The sequence below is a fragment of the Paenibacillus hemerocallicola genome (genome assembly GCF_006265175.1).
Lineage (GTDB): Bacteria > Bacillota > Bacilli > Paenibacillales > NBRC-103111 > Paenibacillus_AB > Paenibacillus_AB hemerocallicola.
On the sequence record NZ_VDCQ01000003.1, the window covers coordinates 140,413 to 155,219 of the forward strand.

The 14,807-nt window shown below is 51.0% G+C and carries 15 protein-coding genes; 14 read left to right on the forward strand and 1 reads right to left on the reverse strand.

Annotated features, from left to right (window positions below; all coding sequences use genetic code 11):
• The first annotated feature begins 115 nt into the window (after nucleotides 1-115).
• The 14 genes from FE784_RS03260 to FE784_RS03325 all read left to right on the forward strand — a co-directional run bounded on the left by FE784_RS03260 (nucleotide 116) and on the right by FE784_RS03325 (nucleotide 13,682).
• Nucleotides 116-841, forward strand: coding sequence for a GntR family transcriptional regulator (locus FE784_RS03260; protein ID WP_246131884.1), 726 nt, complete (start codon nucleotides 116-118; stop codon nucleotides 839-841).
• Between the two features lie 35 nt (nucleotides 842-876).
• On the forward strand, nucleotides 877-1,314 hold the full coding sequence (locus tag FE784_RS03265) for a PTS sugar transporter subunit IIA (protein WP_139600686.1): 438 nt from the start codon (nucleotides 877-879) through the stop codon (nucleotides 1,312-1,314).
• A gap of 38 nt (nucleotides 1,315-1,352) precedes the next feature.
• Nucleotides 1,353-1,643 carry a PTS sugar transporter subunit IIB gene (locus FE784_RS03270; RefSeq protein ID WP_139600687.1) on the forward strand — a complete coding sequence of 97 codons (291 nt, stop codon included), beginning with the start codon at nucleotides 1,353-1,355 and terminating at the stop codon, nucleotides 1,641-1,643.
• Nucleotides 1,644-1,645: 2 nt separating this feature from the next.
• Complete coding sequence (locus tag FE784_RS03275; RefSeq protein ID WP_139600688.1) at nucleotides 1,646-2,905, forward strand: PTS ascorbate transporter subunit IIC; 1,260 nt, start codon at nucleotides 1,646-1,648, stop codon at nucleotides 2,903-2,905.
• 55 nt (nucleotides 2,906-2,960) lie between these two features.
• A complete protein-coding gene (locus tag FE784_RS03280) occupies nucleotides 2,961-3,881 on the forward strand; it encodes a phosphotriesterase family protein (protein WP_139600689.1) in 921 nt (306 codons plus the stop codon).
• A gap of 10 nt (nucleotides 3,882-3,891) precedes the next feature.
• Nucleotides 3,892-4,515, forward strand: a complete 624-nt coding sequence (locus FE784_RS03285) for a bifunctional 4-hydroxy-2-oxoglutarate aldolase/2-dehydro-3-deoxy-phosphogluconate aldolase (RefSeq protein ID WP_139600690.1) — start codon at nucleotides 3,892-3,894, stop codon at nucleotides 4,513-4,515.
• A 7-nt stretch (nucleotides 4,516-4,522) separates the two neighbouring features.
• Entirely contained in the window at nucleotides 4,523-5,266 is a 744-nt protein-coding gene (locus FE784_RS03290; RefSeq protein WP_139600691.1) for a creatininase family protein, read from the forward strand.
• A gap of 11 nt (nucleotides 5,267-5,277) precedes the next feature.
• Nucleotides 5,278-5,544, forward strand: coding sequence for an HPr family phosphocarrier protein (locus tag FE784_RS03295; protein WP_139600692.1), 267 nt, complete (start codon nucleotides 5,278-5,280; stop codon nucleotides 5,542-5,544).
• Complete coding sequence (gene ptsP, locus FE784_RS03300; protein WP_139600772.1) at nucleotides 5,544-7,289, forward strand: phosphoenolpyruvate--protein phosphotransferase; 1,746 nt, start codon at nucleotides 5,544-5,546, stop codon at nucleotides 7,287-7,289. The genes FE784_RS03295 and ptsP overlap by 1 nt, the downstream gene beginning before the upstream one ends.
• Nucleotides 7,290-7,662: 373 nt before the next feature.
• Nucleotides 7,663-9,510 carry a heparinase II/III domain-containing protein gene (locus FE784_RS03305; RefSeq protein WP_139600693.1) on the forward strand — a complete coding sequence of 616 codons (1,848 nt, stop codon included), beginning with the start codon at nucleotides 7,663-7,665 and terminating at the stop codon, nucleotides 9,508-9,510.
• A 328-nt stretch (nucleotides 9,511-9,838) separates the two neighbouring features.
• Complete coding sequence (locus tag FE784_RS03310; RefSeq protein WP_139600694.1) at nucleotides 9,839-11,095, forward strand: sialidase family protein; 1,257 nt, start codon at nucleotides 9,839-9,841, stop codon at nucleotides 11,093-11,095.
• Between the two features lie 365 nt (nucleotides 11,096-11,460).
• Nucleotides 11,461-12,249, forward strand: a complete 789-nt coding sequence (locus FE784_RS03315; protein WP_342779073.1) for a TetR/AcrR family transcriptional regulator — start codon at nucleotides 11,461-11,463, stop codon at nucleotides 12,247-12,249.
• A 31-nt stretch (nucleotides 12,250-12,280) separates the two neighbouring features.
• Nucleotides 12,281-12,889, forward strand: a complete 609-nt coding sequence (locus tag FE784_RS03320; RefSeq protein ID WP_246131886.1) for a GNAT family N-acetyltransferase — start codon at nucleotides 12,281-12,283, stop codon at nucleotides 12,887-12,889.
• A gap of 382 nt (nucleotides 12,890-13,271) precedes the next feature.
• Complete coding sequence (locus FE784_RS03325) at nucleotides 13,272-13,682, forward strand: VOC family protein (protein WP_139600695.1); 411 nt, start codon at nucleotides 13,272-13,274, stop codon at nucleotides 13,680-13,682.
• A 248-nt stretch (nucleotides 13,683-13,930) separates the two neighbouring features.
• On the opposite strand, the gene FE784_RS03330 is transcribed toward FE784_RS03325, so the two are convergent.
• Nucleotides 13,931-14,743, reverse strand: coding sequence for an AraC family transcriptional regulator (locus FE784_RS03330; RefSeq protein WP_139600696.1), 813 nt, complete (start codon nucleotides 14,741-14,743; stop codon nucleotides 13,931-13,933).
• Between the last annotated feature and the right edge of the window lie 64 nt (nucleotides 14,744-14,807).

The window sequence follows — 14,807 nt, forward strand, 5'->3', positions numbered from 1 at the left end:
TTACAAATAGATTATAATGATATAATATAAATAACAAGAAAGCGAATTCAAATGGCATTGATTATAATGAATGAGCGTGGTGAGGACATTGAAAAAATTGGATAGAGGCTCCGGGATGCCTTTGTATCTTCAGCTAAAGGAGGTTTTAAAGGAGCACATCGAGGCCAACTACCGACCGGGAGACATGATACCTGTCGAGTCGGAGATCGAAGAAATGTATCAAGTCAGCCGTATGACCGTCCGCAAGGCGATCGACGAATTGGTTGACGACCAGATCGTCGTGAAACAGCAGGGGCGCGGAACATTCGTACAATCGCCCAAAATTACTCAGGATATGAGCCGGATATTCAGCTGGACGGAAGAAATGCAGCAGCTGGGCAAGCAAACCGAAACGAGAGGATTGGAAATCCAGGAAGTACGGCCGTCGCGCAAAATGGTGCAGCAGCTGCAGCTGGCTGCGAATGAAAAATTGATTTCCATCAAGCGTATTCGTTACGCGAATGGGGAACCTATAGTCATAATGATCAATTATTTAAGGGCGAGCCATATTCCCGGATTTCTGGAGACAGGACTGAAGTCGGAATCTTTATATGACGATCTGGAGAAAAGGTACGGGATCCGTTTCTCCGATGCCGAAGAGATCGTCAGCGCCCGCGAAGCGTCTGATTTGGAAGCGCTCGCTCTTCAAATCGAGCAGTACTCCCCGGTCATGCATATTGTCCGTACGTCTTATTTGGCGGACGGTACGCCAATGGAAGTCGTCGATTTGGTAGCACGGGCGGATCGGTATCAATACTCCATCCGGCTTTCCGGAAATAGCCGTTCCCGCAACCTTATCTAACATCAAACAACTACGGAACAAAGGGGGTATCGGTCATGCTGCCATTAAGCGAAGAGGTTATTCGATTGGATGCCGATGCGGAGTCGCCGATCGATGCGATTCGTATCGCTGGAAATCTGTTAGTGCAGGCAGGCAAAGTCGAACTGGCCTACGTAGAGTCAATGGTTCAGGCGTTTCAAGAGTTGGGGGCATATTTCGTTATTGCTCCGGGCATTGCGCTGCCTCATTCGCGGCCGGATGAAACCGTCAAAGAAGTTTGTCTGTCGTTAGTTCGGCTGAACCAGCCGGTCGTGTTCGGCCATCCAAAGAACGATCCCGTTCAATTGGTTTGCGCAATAGCCGGCGTGGACAAGAAAGCTCATATCCAAATGCTGCGCTCGCTTGCCTCGATATTGTCCGACGAGGCGAAGCTCAATGAAATAATGCGGGCGACTACGGCCGATCATGTATTGTCGACCATGCAGCATTCCTAGACCAATCATTTACCAAATGAAACGAGAGGATGATAAACATGAAGGTTGTAACCGTGTGCGGAATGGGATTCGGGACTAGCTTGATGCTGTTGATGGACATTCAAGAAATGGCGGCGAAGCATGGAATTAAAGTTGAGGGAGAAGCGGTCGATCTCGGCTCGGCCAAAGGAAAAAGCTGTGATCTGATGGTAGCATCCAGCGAAATTGCCGGAGAGCTGAGCGAGGAAAGCGTACAAGTGATAGCCATCAACAATTTGCTGGATAAAAACGAACTTCAGGACAAGGTGCTTCCGGTACTTCAAGCTATTATTGCTGGAAAGGATAAATGACTATGCTAAATTTCATTACGAACGTCTTAAGCAATCCGGCTATCATTCTCGGCATCATTGCGGCAATAGGATTGATTGCGCTTCGTAAAAGCGTTTCCGATATTATCAAAGGAACGTTGAAAGTATTGCTTGGTTTTATTATTTTGCAGCAAGGCTCCAGTATCATCGTGTCCGCGCTTGTTCCGTTCAGTACAATGTTCACCGAAGCGTTTCATTTAACCGGTATCGTAGCCGAAGACAATTCGCTGGTTGCCGCCGTGCAAACCGTGCTCGGCAAAGAAACGGCATTCATTCTCATATTCTCGTTTATCATCAATCTGATCATTGCCCGGTTTACGCGATGGAAATATATTTTCTTGACGGGTCATATGATGTTTTCCTTCGCCGGCACGATGGCGATCACACTCGATCAGATGGGAGTGAAGGGATGGACGGCCATCGCGATCGGTTCGGTTATTCAAGGGATTTGTATGGTCTTGTTCCCGGCGATTTCCCAGCCGTTCGTTCGTAAAGTGACCGGTAACGATCAAGTCGCCTTCGGGTTTTGGGGGAGTTCCTGGATTTCGCTATCCGGCTGGGTCGGGGGCTTGGTAGGCAACAAGAAGAAATCGACGGAAGATATTAAAGTGCCCAAATCGATCGATTTCCTAAAGGACATGTCCGTTCTCATGAGCTTGGTCATGATCGTTATATTTATTGTAACCGCTGTATTCGTAGATAATTCGAAGATTACGGAAATAACGAATGGTCAAAATGCTTACCAATTCTCGATTATGACGGCATTGACGTTTGTCGCCGGCGTACTGGTGCTGCTGCAAGGTGTCCGTATGTTTCTTGGCGAGATCATTCCCGCATTTAAAGGAATTGGCGATAAAATCGTTCCGGGAGCCAAGCCCGCGCTGGACGTGCCGATTTTCTACTCGTTTGCTCCGGTTGCGGTAACGATCGGCTTTATCGCCGCTATGATCGGCGGTCTAATTGTGACGTTGATCTCCGGATTTCTGCCGGTCGTCGTTCTGCCCTCCGTCATCGGCTTATTCTTTATGGGCGGGGCAGCGGGCGTATTCGGAAATGCGGCGGGCGGCGCGCGCGGCGCAATCGTTTCCGGCTTTTTCCTCGGTATTACCTTTTCGCTGCTGGTCGCCTTGGCTTATCCGCTGATCGATGTAGGGAAGTATGGGGTGCAGGGACTATGGTTCGCTTCTCCCGATGCGATTATCGTCGTCATCATCATGCGTCTAGTCGGAATGATCTTCGGATAATAGCATTTCCCCATATGTCATAGATACAATTCATATCGGAACAGGAGTGGTACAGATGACTAAAAAAATAAGAACCGTACTGGGAGACATAAAAAAGGAGCAGTTGGGATTCACCTACAGCCACGAGCATCTATGGTGTTGTCCGCCGCCTTCGCAGAAGGACCGCGATTTGGAGCTGACCGACTACGCGGCTTCGCTGCACGAGCTGCGCAGCTTCAAGGAAGTCGGCGGACAAGCGTTAGTCGACGCATCGACGTTGGACTACGGCAGAGACGGCGGCAAGCTGAAGCAGATGTCGCTTGATTCGGGCGTTCACGTCATAGGCACCACGGGTTTTAACAAGCATATTTATTTTCCGGAATGGGTGGAGACGGAGTCGATCGAACAAATCGCACAGCGGCTCGTACACGATGTAACACAAGGCATGGACGGCACCGATGCGAAAGCCGGATTTTTGAAATCGGGCTCCTGGATGCAGATGATCCATCCGCTCGAAGAGAAAACGACCCGAGCTTTGGCGCTCGCGCAAAAAGAAACGAAGGCTCCGGTGTGGCTGCACACGGAGGCCGGTACGATGGGCATGGAGATGCTCGATATTTTGCAGGAGGAAGGCGTCGATATGTCCATAGTGGCTGTCGGCCATAGCGATCGCAATGCGGATCCGTATTATCACCTGCAGCTGGCAAACCGGGGAGCATATGTTCAATTTGACGGTGCGAGCAAAGTAAAATATTACCCGGAAAGCACGCGCGTCATGCTGATCAAGAATATGATCGAACACGGATTTATCGATCAATTGCTGTTCTCCGGGGACATGGGGCGTCAATCTTATCTTCACGGATATGGCGGCGGTCCCGGATTCCAATATATTATCGCGAAGTTTATTCCTCGGCTGCTCTCGGAAGGCATTACGCAGGAGCAGATCGATACCATTTTCGTCAAAAATCCGGCTCGATGGCTGGCACAGTTTGAGTAAGGAGGCCGTTATGAGACCGTTGCAAAAAGGCACCATTATCAGTATCGTGCGTGGCGTCGATCCGCATGAGATCGTCCCGATCGCGGAGGCGCTCTTGGAAGAAGGGATCGAATGGCTGGAAGTCAGCCTAAGCGAAGAGAAGCAAGGGCTTGACAATATCAAGCTGCTGTCGGAAACGTATGGCGATCGGTTGCAGTTGGGCGTCGGTACCGTGATTCACAAGGAACAAGCGGATCGCGCCATCGCAGCGGGAGCCCGTTATGTAATTACTCCCGGCTGGGAGAGGGAGCTGGTTCGCTACGTAAAATCATTGGACATGCAAATCTTTCCGGGGGTGTATACCCCGGGCGATATTATGCAAGCCGTGCAAGAACAGTTGCAAGTCGTCAAGCTGTTTCCGGCTTCGACGTTAGGCGCCGACTTCGTCAAACAAGTACAAGGTCCGTTTCCGAGCCTTCACATCATGGGTGTCGGAGGGATTGCTTTGAGCAACATCAATTCTTTTTATGAGGCCGGATGCTCCTCTTTTGCCATCGGCAGCGATTTGGTTCCTCGCGGTGCGACCAGGCAGCAACTATCAACCATTCGTGAGCGGGCCAAACAGTACAAGAACATACTTCACGAAAAGGGTTGAGCCGACTATGAATGCATGCAACGAATTGATAGTTATGACCAGAGATGATGCCGCGGAAGCCGTGAAGCGCTATCCTGTGGCGGTTCTTCCCCTGGGTGCGACAGAACAGCACGGTCATCATCTTCCGATCGGCGTCGATATCTTTTTGGCGGAAGCTTTATCGCGGCGCGTGTGCGAACAGACGGGCGCCATCCTGCTTCCGTCCGTACCGTTCGGATACTCATGGGTATGGCGGGATATTCCCGGAACAGTATCTTTGCAGCAGCACCACGTGGAAGCGGTCATTAAGGATGTAGCGCACAGCGTGTCGCGTTATGGCACCAAACTGCTGGTTATCATTAACGGTCACGATGCGAATAATACTTCGATGAAGTATGCGGCGCGGGAGCTGGAGGACGAGCTGGATATGAAAGTCGTCTACTTGTTCTATCCGAATATGTCCGGCATCGTCGAGAAATATTGCGATTCGGAATTATGGCACGGAATGATACATGCCTGCGAATTCGAAACCTCTCTGATGCTGGCGGTTAAGCCGGAATACGTCCAAATGGGGAAGGCCGTACGCGAATATCCGGATAAACCGAATTTGTACGGGAAGTCCACAATATCTCTCGGCGATTTAAGCCGAAGCGGCGTTTATGGCGATGCGACGCTCGCTACCAAGGAGAAGGGCGAACTGATGCTGCGTCTGTTTGTAGAAGAAATGTCGCAATTGGTGGATGAAGCATACCGGGAAACAATCGGCAACTAGGAGGGATTAACATGATTCGTCAAACCGTAGTCGTTCCATTTGAGGAAGGCATGCACATTAGACCGGCCAACGATTTGGTGCAAATTACGGCCAAGTTCCAGAGCGATATTCAGTTCGAGCGGGAAGACGAAGCGGCGGATGGCAAAAGCGTGATGGAAATCATGCTGCTCGGTGCCGAGCATGGAAACGAAATTTTGGTGACTGTGGACGGAGAAGACGAGCAGGCGGCGATGGATGCGGTCAAAAACTTTTTCCAATCGAAGGACGGGCAAACGTGATGGCGCAGATCAGCTCGGTTCGACTGCAGGGGATTGGGGCATCGGAAGGGATCTCTATCGCGCCGGTTACGATTTTCTGCAAGGACAAGATTCAGGTTCAGCTTCGGAAAATCGACGATGCAGAGTCCGAGTATGAGCGCTTGGATAAGGCGATTGCCGAATGTTATGCCGACCTGCAAGCCGTCCATGCCGAAGCGGGCAAAAGACTCGGTCCGGAGGAAGCCAAAATTTTCGAAGGACACTTGTCTTTGCTTCAGGATCCTTCCTTGAGAAAAAAAGTCACACAGCTCATCGAGCGCGAAAAAGCGAATGCCGAATACGCCTTGGAGCAGCATTTCGACACCATTATCGCCAAATTCGAAAAGATGAAAAATGAGTACATGCGGGAGCGTGAGGCCGATGTTCGCGACGTGAAGGAAAGACTGCTGAAGAAGCTGCTCGGTATAGCGGACCAATCGTTTCCGGAACAGTCTCTTAAAGTACGTTCCATTCTTGTCGCGCATGATTTGACTCCGGCCGATACGACGAGCCTGACAGTCGGCAGCACAGCCGGGTTTGCTACTGAAATCGGCGGCAAAACTTCGCATACGGCTATTATAGCAAGGTCTTTGAACATTCCGTCGGTCGTCGGGGTATCCGGGCTAACCAATGCGGTGAACCCCGGCGATACGATCATTGTCGACGGGAGAGAGGGCGTTGTGATCGTTAGGCCTACGGAAGAGGAAATTGCAAAATACGAAAGCAAACGCGAACAATACGAAGCAGAAAAAACTGCGTTAGCGTCGTTGATTCATGAACCGAGCTTGACCAAGGATGGCAGGAAAATCGAGATCGCCGCGAACATCGGCTCTCCGCTTGATGCGGATGCGGCTATCGCTGTCGGGGCGGAAGGAATCGGTTTGTTCCGAACTGAATTTCTATATATGAATCGAAGCTCGCTGCCGGATGAGGAAGAACAGTTTGAAGCGTACAGGACGGCGGTCGAGCGAATGTCTCCCAAACCAGTCGTCATTCGGACGCTGGATATTGGCGGGGATAAATCGCTGCCTTACTTGCCCATGGACCCGGAAATGAATCCGTTTCTCGGCCATCGCGCCATTCGGCTTTGCTTGGAGCGGCCGGACCTGTTCCGACCTCAAATTCGGGCTATCCTTCGTGCCGGCGAATATGGAAATGTCCATATGATGTTTCCGATGGTCGCTACCATGACGGAACTGCGACAAGCGAAAGAAATGGTCGATGAGGAAAAAGCCAAGCTGCGGACGGAAGGAACACCGTTTTCAGATCATATTCCGGTCGGCATCATGGTAGAAATTCCTTCTACGGCTCTGATCGCGGATCAGTTGGCCAAGGAAGCCGACTTTTTCTCGATCGGCACTAACGACCTAATCCAATATACGTTGGCTTGCGACCGTATGAACGAGAAAATTTCGCATCTGTATCAACCGTTCCATCCCGCCGTACTCAGGTTGATTCAAATGACAGCGGACGCGGCTCACCGCGAAAATAAATGGGTCGGCGTTTGCGGAGAAATGGCCGGCGACGTCCAAGCAATTCCGCTGCTGGTCGGGCTTGGCATCGACGAACTAAGCATGAGCGCATCCTCCGTGCTCAAGGCAAGACATCTCGTTCAGGGGATGGATTACGTCGAGCTCCGGGAGCTGGCGCGGAATGCGCTTCAACTGGACACGCAGGAAGAGGTGCTTCGTTTGTTGGAGCGATCGAGAAGGAACCGCAACGCATAATCAATCGTTTCGGACCGAGAACATGTGAATAGGAAGAGTAAGCGGTAGCAGTTTATTGTCAGATTCCATTGACATTAAGCTGCTCTTTTTTTCGTTATCCTAAATTTCTCCAATGTTTTGAGGCGGCGGGTCTAGCCTGCGAATCTGCTTGTCCCATGCTGGATCTGCAATTCAGGCTTGCATGTTTATGATCGATTATAGCGACGGAACAACATTTTTTCTCAAAAAAGATTACAAATGTACACGTTGACTTGTTATAGTTTGGATAGACAGAAGCGAATCGCGAAACGGCTCGGGGAGGAAACAGCAAGATGAACGATTGGCCAAACCGTCATTTGACGAATGGATTTCTGCATCCGGATGGAGGAGAGATATGATTCCATTTACCGAGATTAAAAATGCCGTTATGAAAATGCCCCCCAGGGATGGAAACGCGTACCCCTACGCGTCGGAATGGACCCCGGAGCGGTTGCTTGCGATGCGGGAGGCGCCCCATCTGCAAAAGCTGCTGACGGAAATCCGTCGGGAGGCGCAGCGGGCCGCCGAAGAACCGATCCCTCCGCTGGCATTCTCCTTGTTCCGCGCATTCGAGACGGATGGAACGCGCAAAGAGTACGAAACCCCGTACTTCGAACGGCGGGGGAGGCTGCTGGCGTTGACGATGACTTCCGTAATCGACGAGACGGACCGGTATATGGGTGCGCTGCACGATCTGATCTGGGAAATGTGCGAGGAATTTACGTGGTGCTTGCCGGCGCATTTGCCGGTCGGTGTCGAAGCGAACCGGGCGAGCCGGAGACCACCGGAGCAAATCGTGGATCTGTTCGCCGCGGAGACGGCGCATGCGCTGGCCGAGTGCGTCGTATTGCTCGCCGGCCGGCTGGATCCCTGGATCGAATACCGGGTGCGCGGCGAAATCGAACGTCGCGTGTTGCGTCCGCTGTTCGACGATCCGGTCCCGTTCGGCTGGGAATCGTCTATGATGAATTGGTCCGCGGTGTGCGCCGGCGCGGCCGGAATGGCGGCGCTCCTGCTGGTGGACGACCGCGAACGGCTTACCGCCGCGATAGATCGCGTCGTTCGGGCGATGGAATGTTTTCTATTGGGTTACGGCAACGACGGCGGCTGCGCGGAAGGGATCACCTATTGGGCGTACGGCTTCGGCTATTATGTCTACTATGCGGACATGCTGCATACGGTTACCGCAGGCGCTCTCGATTTGATGAACATGCCGAAAGTAAAGCGGATCGCCGCTTTTCCGGCCGAGTCTTGCTTCTCCGGTACGCATTATCCGGCCTTCTCCGATGCGGACGGTTCGTGGATGCCTACTCCAGGACTGTTATGCAGGCTGGCGTCCCGGCTCGGCATGCCGGTTCCGGAATTGCGGGAGATGCCGTCATTTCACGCAGACCACTGCTACCGATGGCCGACCGTCTTGAGAAACGCGAGCTGGACGGACCCGTCTTTGCTCGGACGGCCGGTACCGGACGGGACGGCGGTTTTCGACGACCTGCAATGGATCGTCGATCGCGGACATATCGGCGGTATGCCTACCGGGTTTGCTGCAAAGGGAGGACATAACGCAGAGCCGCATAACCATAACGATCTGGGACATTTTATTTTGCACGCCGGCGGCGAGGACCTGCTGACGGATTTGGGAGCCGGCTTATATACGCGCGATTATTTCGGTCCGCAACGCTATTCGATGATCCATAACGGCTCCGAAGGCCATTCCGTGCCGGTCGTCGACGGCTGCCCACAGCTGGCGGGCGCCGCCCGTAGAGCTGAAATGTTGGTTGAAGAACGCCATGGGAACGGAGCTCTGAGAATTGAGATCGATGCGACGAAAGCGTACGACGTGAAGCACCTACGGCTGTGGAAGCGGAAATTCGGCTGGGAATGCATTCCCGGCTCCGATCGAGCGGCGCTTCATGTGCGGGACATCTTCGCGTTCGATACGATGCCCGGGCATCTGGAGGAAGTATGGATAAGCCGACTGAAGCCGGAGCTCGGCGACGGAGCTGTGGTGTGGCGCGGACGGGAGGCGACGCTGTCGCTGCGCTTCGAGCCGGAATGGTTCGACGCCGAGGCGGAGCGGCTGGAGACGCTGAACCATGCGGGCCAGCCGGATGACGTATACCGCGTGAAGCTTCGGGCGAAGCGGCTCGAGCGGGAGATGTGCTTCGATTTCGATTTCGAAATTACGACGAACGTCGGCTGAACGATGAACGATGCTCAAGTTTTCCGTTCATGATGTAGCGACATCACGATGCTTTTGCGAAACAGAAGGCAGAAATACGGAATGTTGCTATAACCGGTCCGCATGCCGATCTTTTGATCTGCAATAGCCGGTTTTCAACAGCCGGCTAGCTTCTTTCACCCTGCGGGCAGTCGAGTATACCTTTATGGTACATTCGGAAAGTTGCTTGGACAATAGGGGCACGCGGCTCTTTGGTGGAGTCGTCCAGTCAAAAATCGTGCGCAAATCTCGGCGAGTAAGTGCAGGTTACGCCGAGCGTAATTTGCAGTAAACGAGGAGGCGAGATCGAATGGTCGAGTATGTACAACACAAAAGTCCAATCTATGACATTCGGCTAGATAAGATCAGCTCGGGGTTCGTTCCGGGACAGGATTACTGCTGGACGCATCCGAGAGCCGGTATCGTGAAAGGGGAGAAGCCCTCCGTAGTGGTGACTATGTCACCGTTGAAATTAACCGGCAGCGACGTCTTCTTCGCCTTGAACGAGACGCGCTCCGACGAAATGGGGAAGACTTGGTCTTATCCCGCGGAACAGCCGGCTCTTGGACGACATGCGCTTAGCGACGGACTCGAAGAGGTCATAAGCGACTTTACTCCTGCATGGCACGAAGCGTCCGGCAAGCTTCTGGGTATCGGCCATACCGTAACGTACAAAGGCAATCATATATACCGGCCGATCCGTAAAACGGTATATGCGGTATACGATGCGGGTAGTCGAAGCTGGACGGAATGGCGAGAGATGGCGATGCCGTCAACATTTTTCACTTCGGGTGCGGGATCGACGCAGCGATTCGATTTGGAAAATGGAGATATTTTATTGCCGATCTATTTTTCGAAATCCGTCGAGGATTTAAGCAACGGTCGTCATTTCAATTACTCTACGGTTGTCCGATGTCGTTTCGACGGAGAGAGTCTGCGATATATCGAGCACGGCTCGGAGCTCACGGTTCACCGGCATCGCGGCTACGTCGAGCCTTCCTTGACGCGGTTCCGGGGACAGTTTTTCTTGACATTGCGGGCCGATGATCACGGGGCTGTGGCGCGAAGCGCGGACGGACTGCATTTCGGTGAGCCGAAAGCATGGACTTGGGATGACGGTAGCGAGGTGCTTACATACAACACCCAGCAGCACTGGGTAACCCATAGCGATGGGCTGTTCCTGGTCTATACGAGAAAGGCGGACAACAACGATCACATCTTCAGACACCGTGCTCCATTGTTTATCGCCGAGGTCGATCCGGAACGGCTATGTTTGATCCGCGCATCCGAACGCGTACTCGTCCCGGAGCGGGGGGCGAGACTGTGCAACTTCGGGGTAGTGGACGTGAACGAAAGGGAGACATGGGTAACCGTAGCCGAATGGATGCAGAACGGCGGCGTGTGGGGCGAGGAGATGCGTCGACTGCTGCTTGAAACGTATACCGGAGAGGAACTGGCTCCTCTCGAATCAGCGCCTCATATGAGCGGACTTATAACTTTAATGGGCGCCGACAACAGCGTATTTGCCGCCCGTATTTTATGGAAGACTCCCAACCGCAGCGTGTAACGGGTCAAGCAGGCCGTCGTCAGTAATGTCAGAATACAATAATATTATCCTCAGGAAGTCCGCGTAAATCGCGGGCTTTTCTATCTGGGACAGCCTATTCCGCATGCAAGTTGATGGAGTTCAGGTAGACTTGACATGTAGCGGACTGTATATAAAGGAACCAGATACCGTTATCATCCCGAAATTCGTTGCACTCCTTAATATAGCGGCACTGGCTTCCGTTATTTGAATCACTCGGGGTGAAATGGCTAGCGAACAGCGGAATAGAGGAGTCGTTTTCCGCTATTTTTCTATCGACACTTGTAAACGGGCCAATAGCATACGGTTCCGTTATTGTATGGCTTTGCGGTCTCGTGAGCGTCGGCATGGACGACAGACAAACCTTACACGTAACAAAGCTAATAGCCCGGTTCTTATTTATTACAACTGATTGGGCAGAAGCGGAAGCGGCGGCTATTCCGTCGAGTTATCCTTTTTCTCGTATTGACAAAAATCTTATTCGGTTTAATAATGAGTATATATTCACTCATAAAAGTGAGGGTAAGCTTATGCCGCGTACCAAAGAACAGTTTGAAGAAATGCGCAACGCAACAAGAGAGAAAATCCAAGAAGCGGCCATGCAGTTGTTCGTTCAAAAAGGATTCGGCTCCACAAATGTTCAGGCGATTGCCGATTTGGCCGGAATCAGTATTGGGCTGCTTTATCGGCATTACAAGACAAAAGAACAATTATTTAGTGAATTGGTCGAGTTTTCGCTTGCAGGTATTCGGGCGGTTACCGATTTATTCGGGCTGGACGAATCACCTAAAAAACTAATCGGGCAATTTGTCAGTGAGGTATACAACGACATGATAACCGGCGAACAACTGGCCAATTTATTGATTCTCATGTCGCAATCTTTTTTTTCAGGAGAGGCAAATCTAAAACAAAATGAGATTGCCGAGCTAAACGGCAAAATGCTTCATTCTACTGCCGAGCTTATCAAAAGAGGGCAGGAGCTCGGAGAATTCCATTCGGGAAATCCTCATGAAATGGCTATATATTTCTATTCGGCTATACATGGATTGGCCGTGATGAAAATCACTTTGAAAGACAGCTTTACCATGCCATCCTCGTCTATTCTTACCGCGTTTTTGTACAAGGAAGGTGAATGATGTACGCAAGTAACGCGAAGGGGTGTTAACAATGATCGAAATTAAACGTGCAAGCGAATTGGGAGAAATGGCAAGAAAAAAAATCAGCGAGGTATTTGTTGATGCATTCGGTAAAGAGCTGCAGTTTTTTACAAAAGATAAAAAAATATTGGCGGATGCGATAGAGCATATGTTTGTTCTTGATGCTTTTTATGTCGCAGTCGTAGATGGGGAGATTGCCGGCATCACAACTTGTACAAATGGTCCTGTGCTGTGTATCGATCATAATAAAAAAGAATTGAGAAAACATTTAGGTTTCTATAAAGGCACGATTGCCAGCATGGTGTTCAAACGCGAGTTCCAAAAACCTTCATTGGAAACCGGAGAAGACATTGCATCCGTCGGATTTGTTGCAACATCCGGAAAATATAGAAGAAAAGGTGTTGCAACCGCGATTATGAACCATTTATTTGCTTTGCCTCAATATCGCGAATACGTTCTTGAGGGAGTTGCGGATACGAATACGAGCGCACTAAAACTATATGAAAAATTAGGTTTTAAGGAATTTAAACGAATCAAACAAAAGCATACCAAAATAAGCGGAATTAATTATTATGTATATATGAAATATGTATCAAACGACTCCGAACGGACTACCTAAGCTTTTAGAACAAAGCGTCACATTCGAGGGCACTCGAAGTGCCCTTTATTTTCAGGTTTCATTGCTGCTTCGGAATAGAAGAGCAGGAAAGGGTTGGCGGTTGCCGACTTTTAATCGGTCGAGTTCCCATCCAACCCATGATTTGCTCCATTGTTCACTATTCATTGTAGAGAACCCTGATGTTGTCTGCGCTTGCGCCCAAACTAATTCCATCTTCACCGTTTTGCTTGAATCTCCGGGGGCCGACGCGTTGACTGCAGACTGAATCGTGGGAAAGCCGCGCTGGGGATTAGATTAGCAATCCATAAGAAACGCAACCTTTGCCAATGTGATAGAGTAAGCTTGTGGAATCCTAAAACCCCAATGGAAAGGATGGTTGAGTATGGGAAGTTTGAAGCCATACATCATATCGGAGGATGCGAGAGCTCAAGCCGAGTTCTACACGCAATCGCTCGGAGGAGAGATTTTGTCCTTAAGTACTCACGGAGAGTTAATGGGAGCACAAAATGAGTTTAAAGACAAAGTTATGCATATGTGTCTGGCTGTTGCCGGAGGAAATACATTCTTCATGGCGGATGCAATCGAACCGTTTACTCAAGGATCCGGCATCTCATTAACGATAGATTACAAAACGGAATCCGAAGCCGGTGAAGCATTCGCGAAGCTTGCAGTAGGCGGACATGTCAAATATCCTATTGAAATGCAGCCTTTCGGAATATTTTACGGAGAGCTTACAGATAAATACGGTATTATGTGGATGATTACGGCCCAGTTGAAATCGGAGCCATCCTGATCCACTTAGTGAAATCGCGGTCGCCACGTTAATCGAAGTCATCCTACTAAGGATACATGTTATTGTCCAAGCTTGGGACAACAACAAGCTTGCTCGGGAGGGAAGGTGCGATGGGGGAGATATTGCCCGATCGGTCGCAGCCGGACACCCTGGTCGAGTAAAAAAGAGATTGCAGCCCGAGCGCAGCGCGGGAGCAATCTCTTTTTGTAAGACCGTCTAATTCGATGCGAAGCCGCACCATAGCGGACTTACAACCGGTGTTCCATACGGTATTGTTTCGGGGTCATGCGGCAATTGGCTTTAAATACGCGGCTTAAGTAAAATCCGTTCTGGTAACCGCAGCATTCGGATATTTGATCCACCGTCAAATTCGTTTCGGCGAGCAGCTTCTTCGCTTTTTCGATACGAAGGGCGGTCACGTATTTGATCGGGGTCGTTCCCAGCTCGGCATGGAACTTCTGACATAATTGCACACGGTTAACTCCGAGGGATACGGCTATCGCTTTCAGGCTGAACCGCTCGAACGCTTGCGTCTGTATGAGTGTAGTCGCCTTCAGAATAAGCGGATCCGATGAGCGCGGAGCTTCGGCGGAGGGCAGTTGTTCCGCCTGTTCGCAGTACATCAGCCAAATATGGTGCAAGTAATGGTTTCTGCCGATCATGCTCCATCGCTCTTCAAGGAAGTTATGCTGCTTCATGGCGGCATAATCGACCATAAGCTTCTCCGTATCGCGCAGGCTGACTTTACCGACCGGAATGCGGTCAAGACCCGACGGATCGAGCTCGTTTCCCTGATCGTCTCCCCAGCCCATCCGGAGTACGAAAAGGGTTACCGGCGAAATGACGACCCGCCGAAAGACGACGCCCGGCGGACAAAACACAAGATCGCCGAAGGAAGCGGTTGCACGACGATTCTCGATTTCGTAATAAAACGACCCGTCTTCCACTGCAAAGACGAGCCATTCGTTCTGAACGCTTTCGTATTGAAAAAATTGCTCGCGTCGCACCACGTGCCGAAAATATGTTAGCCGCGGTATATGTCCGCATAAAGGAAAAGACATCCTCAACCTCTCCCCGTCTGCATCATCGGTGAACGGACTTGCTGTTCCGAAGCGGCGATCATTT

Excerpts from the sequence above, each read along its gene's own strand:
- FE784_RS03325 (WP_139600695.1), top strand. The coding sequence starts at position 13,272 with ATGGGAAGTTTGAAGCCATACATCATATCGGAGGATGCGAGAGCTCAA.
- FE784_RS03260 (WP_246131884.1), top strand. The coding sequence starts at position 116 with ATGCCTTTGTATCTTCAGCTAAAGGAGGTTTTAAAGGAGCACATCGAG.
- FE784_RS03305 (WP_139600693.1), top strand. The coding sequence starts at position 7,663 with ATGATTCCATTTACCGAGATTAAAAATGCCGTTATGAAAATGCCCCCC.
- FE784_RS03285 (WP_139600690.1), top strand. The coding sequence starts at position 3,892 with ATGAGACCGTTGCAAAAAGGCACCATTATCAGTATCGTGCGTGGCGTC.
- FE784_RS03275 (WP_139600688.1), top strand. The coding sequence starts at position 1,646 with ATGCTAAATTTCATTACGAACGTCTTAAGCAATCCGGCTATCATTCTC.
- FE784_RS03320 (WP_246131886.1), top strand. The coding sequence starts at position 12,281 with ATGATCGAAATTAAACGTGCAAGCGAATTGGGAGAAATGGCAAGAAAA.
- FE784_RS03265 (WP_139600686.1), top strand. The coding sequence starts at position 877 with ATGCTGCCATTAAGCGAAGAGGTTATTCGATTGGATGCCGATGCGGAG.
- FE784_RS03280 (WP_139600689.1), top strand. The coding sequence starts at position 2,961 with ATGACTAAAAAAATAAGAACCGTACTGGGAGACATAAAAAAGGAGCAG.
- FE784_RS03295 (WP_139600692.1), top strand. The coding sequence starts at position 5,278 with ATGATTCGTCAAACCGTAGTCGTTCCATTTGAGGAAGGCATGCACATT.
- FE784_RS03270 (WP_139600687.1), top strand. The coding sequence starts at position 1,353 with ATGAAGGTTGTAACCGTGTGCGGAATGGGATTCGGGACTAGCTTGATG.
- FE784_RS03330 (WP_139600696.1), bottom strand. The coding sequence starts at position 14,743 with ATGTCTTTTCCTTTATGCGGACATATACCGCGGCTAACATATTTTCGG.
- FE784_RS03315 (WP_342779073.1), top strand. The coding sequence starts at position 11,461 with ATGGACGACAGACAAACCTTACACGTAACAAAGCTAATAGCCCGGTTC.
- FE784_RS03290 (WP_139600691.1), top strand. The coding sequence starts at position 4,523 with ATGAATGCATGCAACGAATTGATAGTTATGACCAGAGATGATGCCGCG.
- FE784_RS03310 (WP_139600694.1), top strand. The coding sequence starts at position 9,839 with ATGGTCGAGTATGTACAACACAAAAGTCCAATCTATGACATTCGGCTA.
- ptsP (WP_139600772.1), top strand. The coding sequence starts at position 5,544 with ATGGCGCAGATCAGCTCGGTTCGACTGCAGGGGATTGGGGCATCGGAA.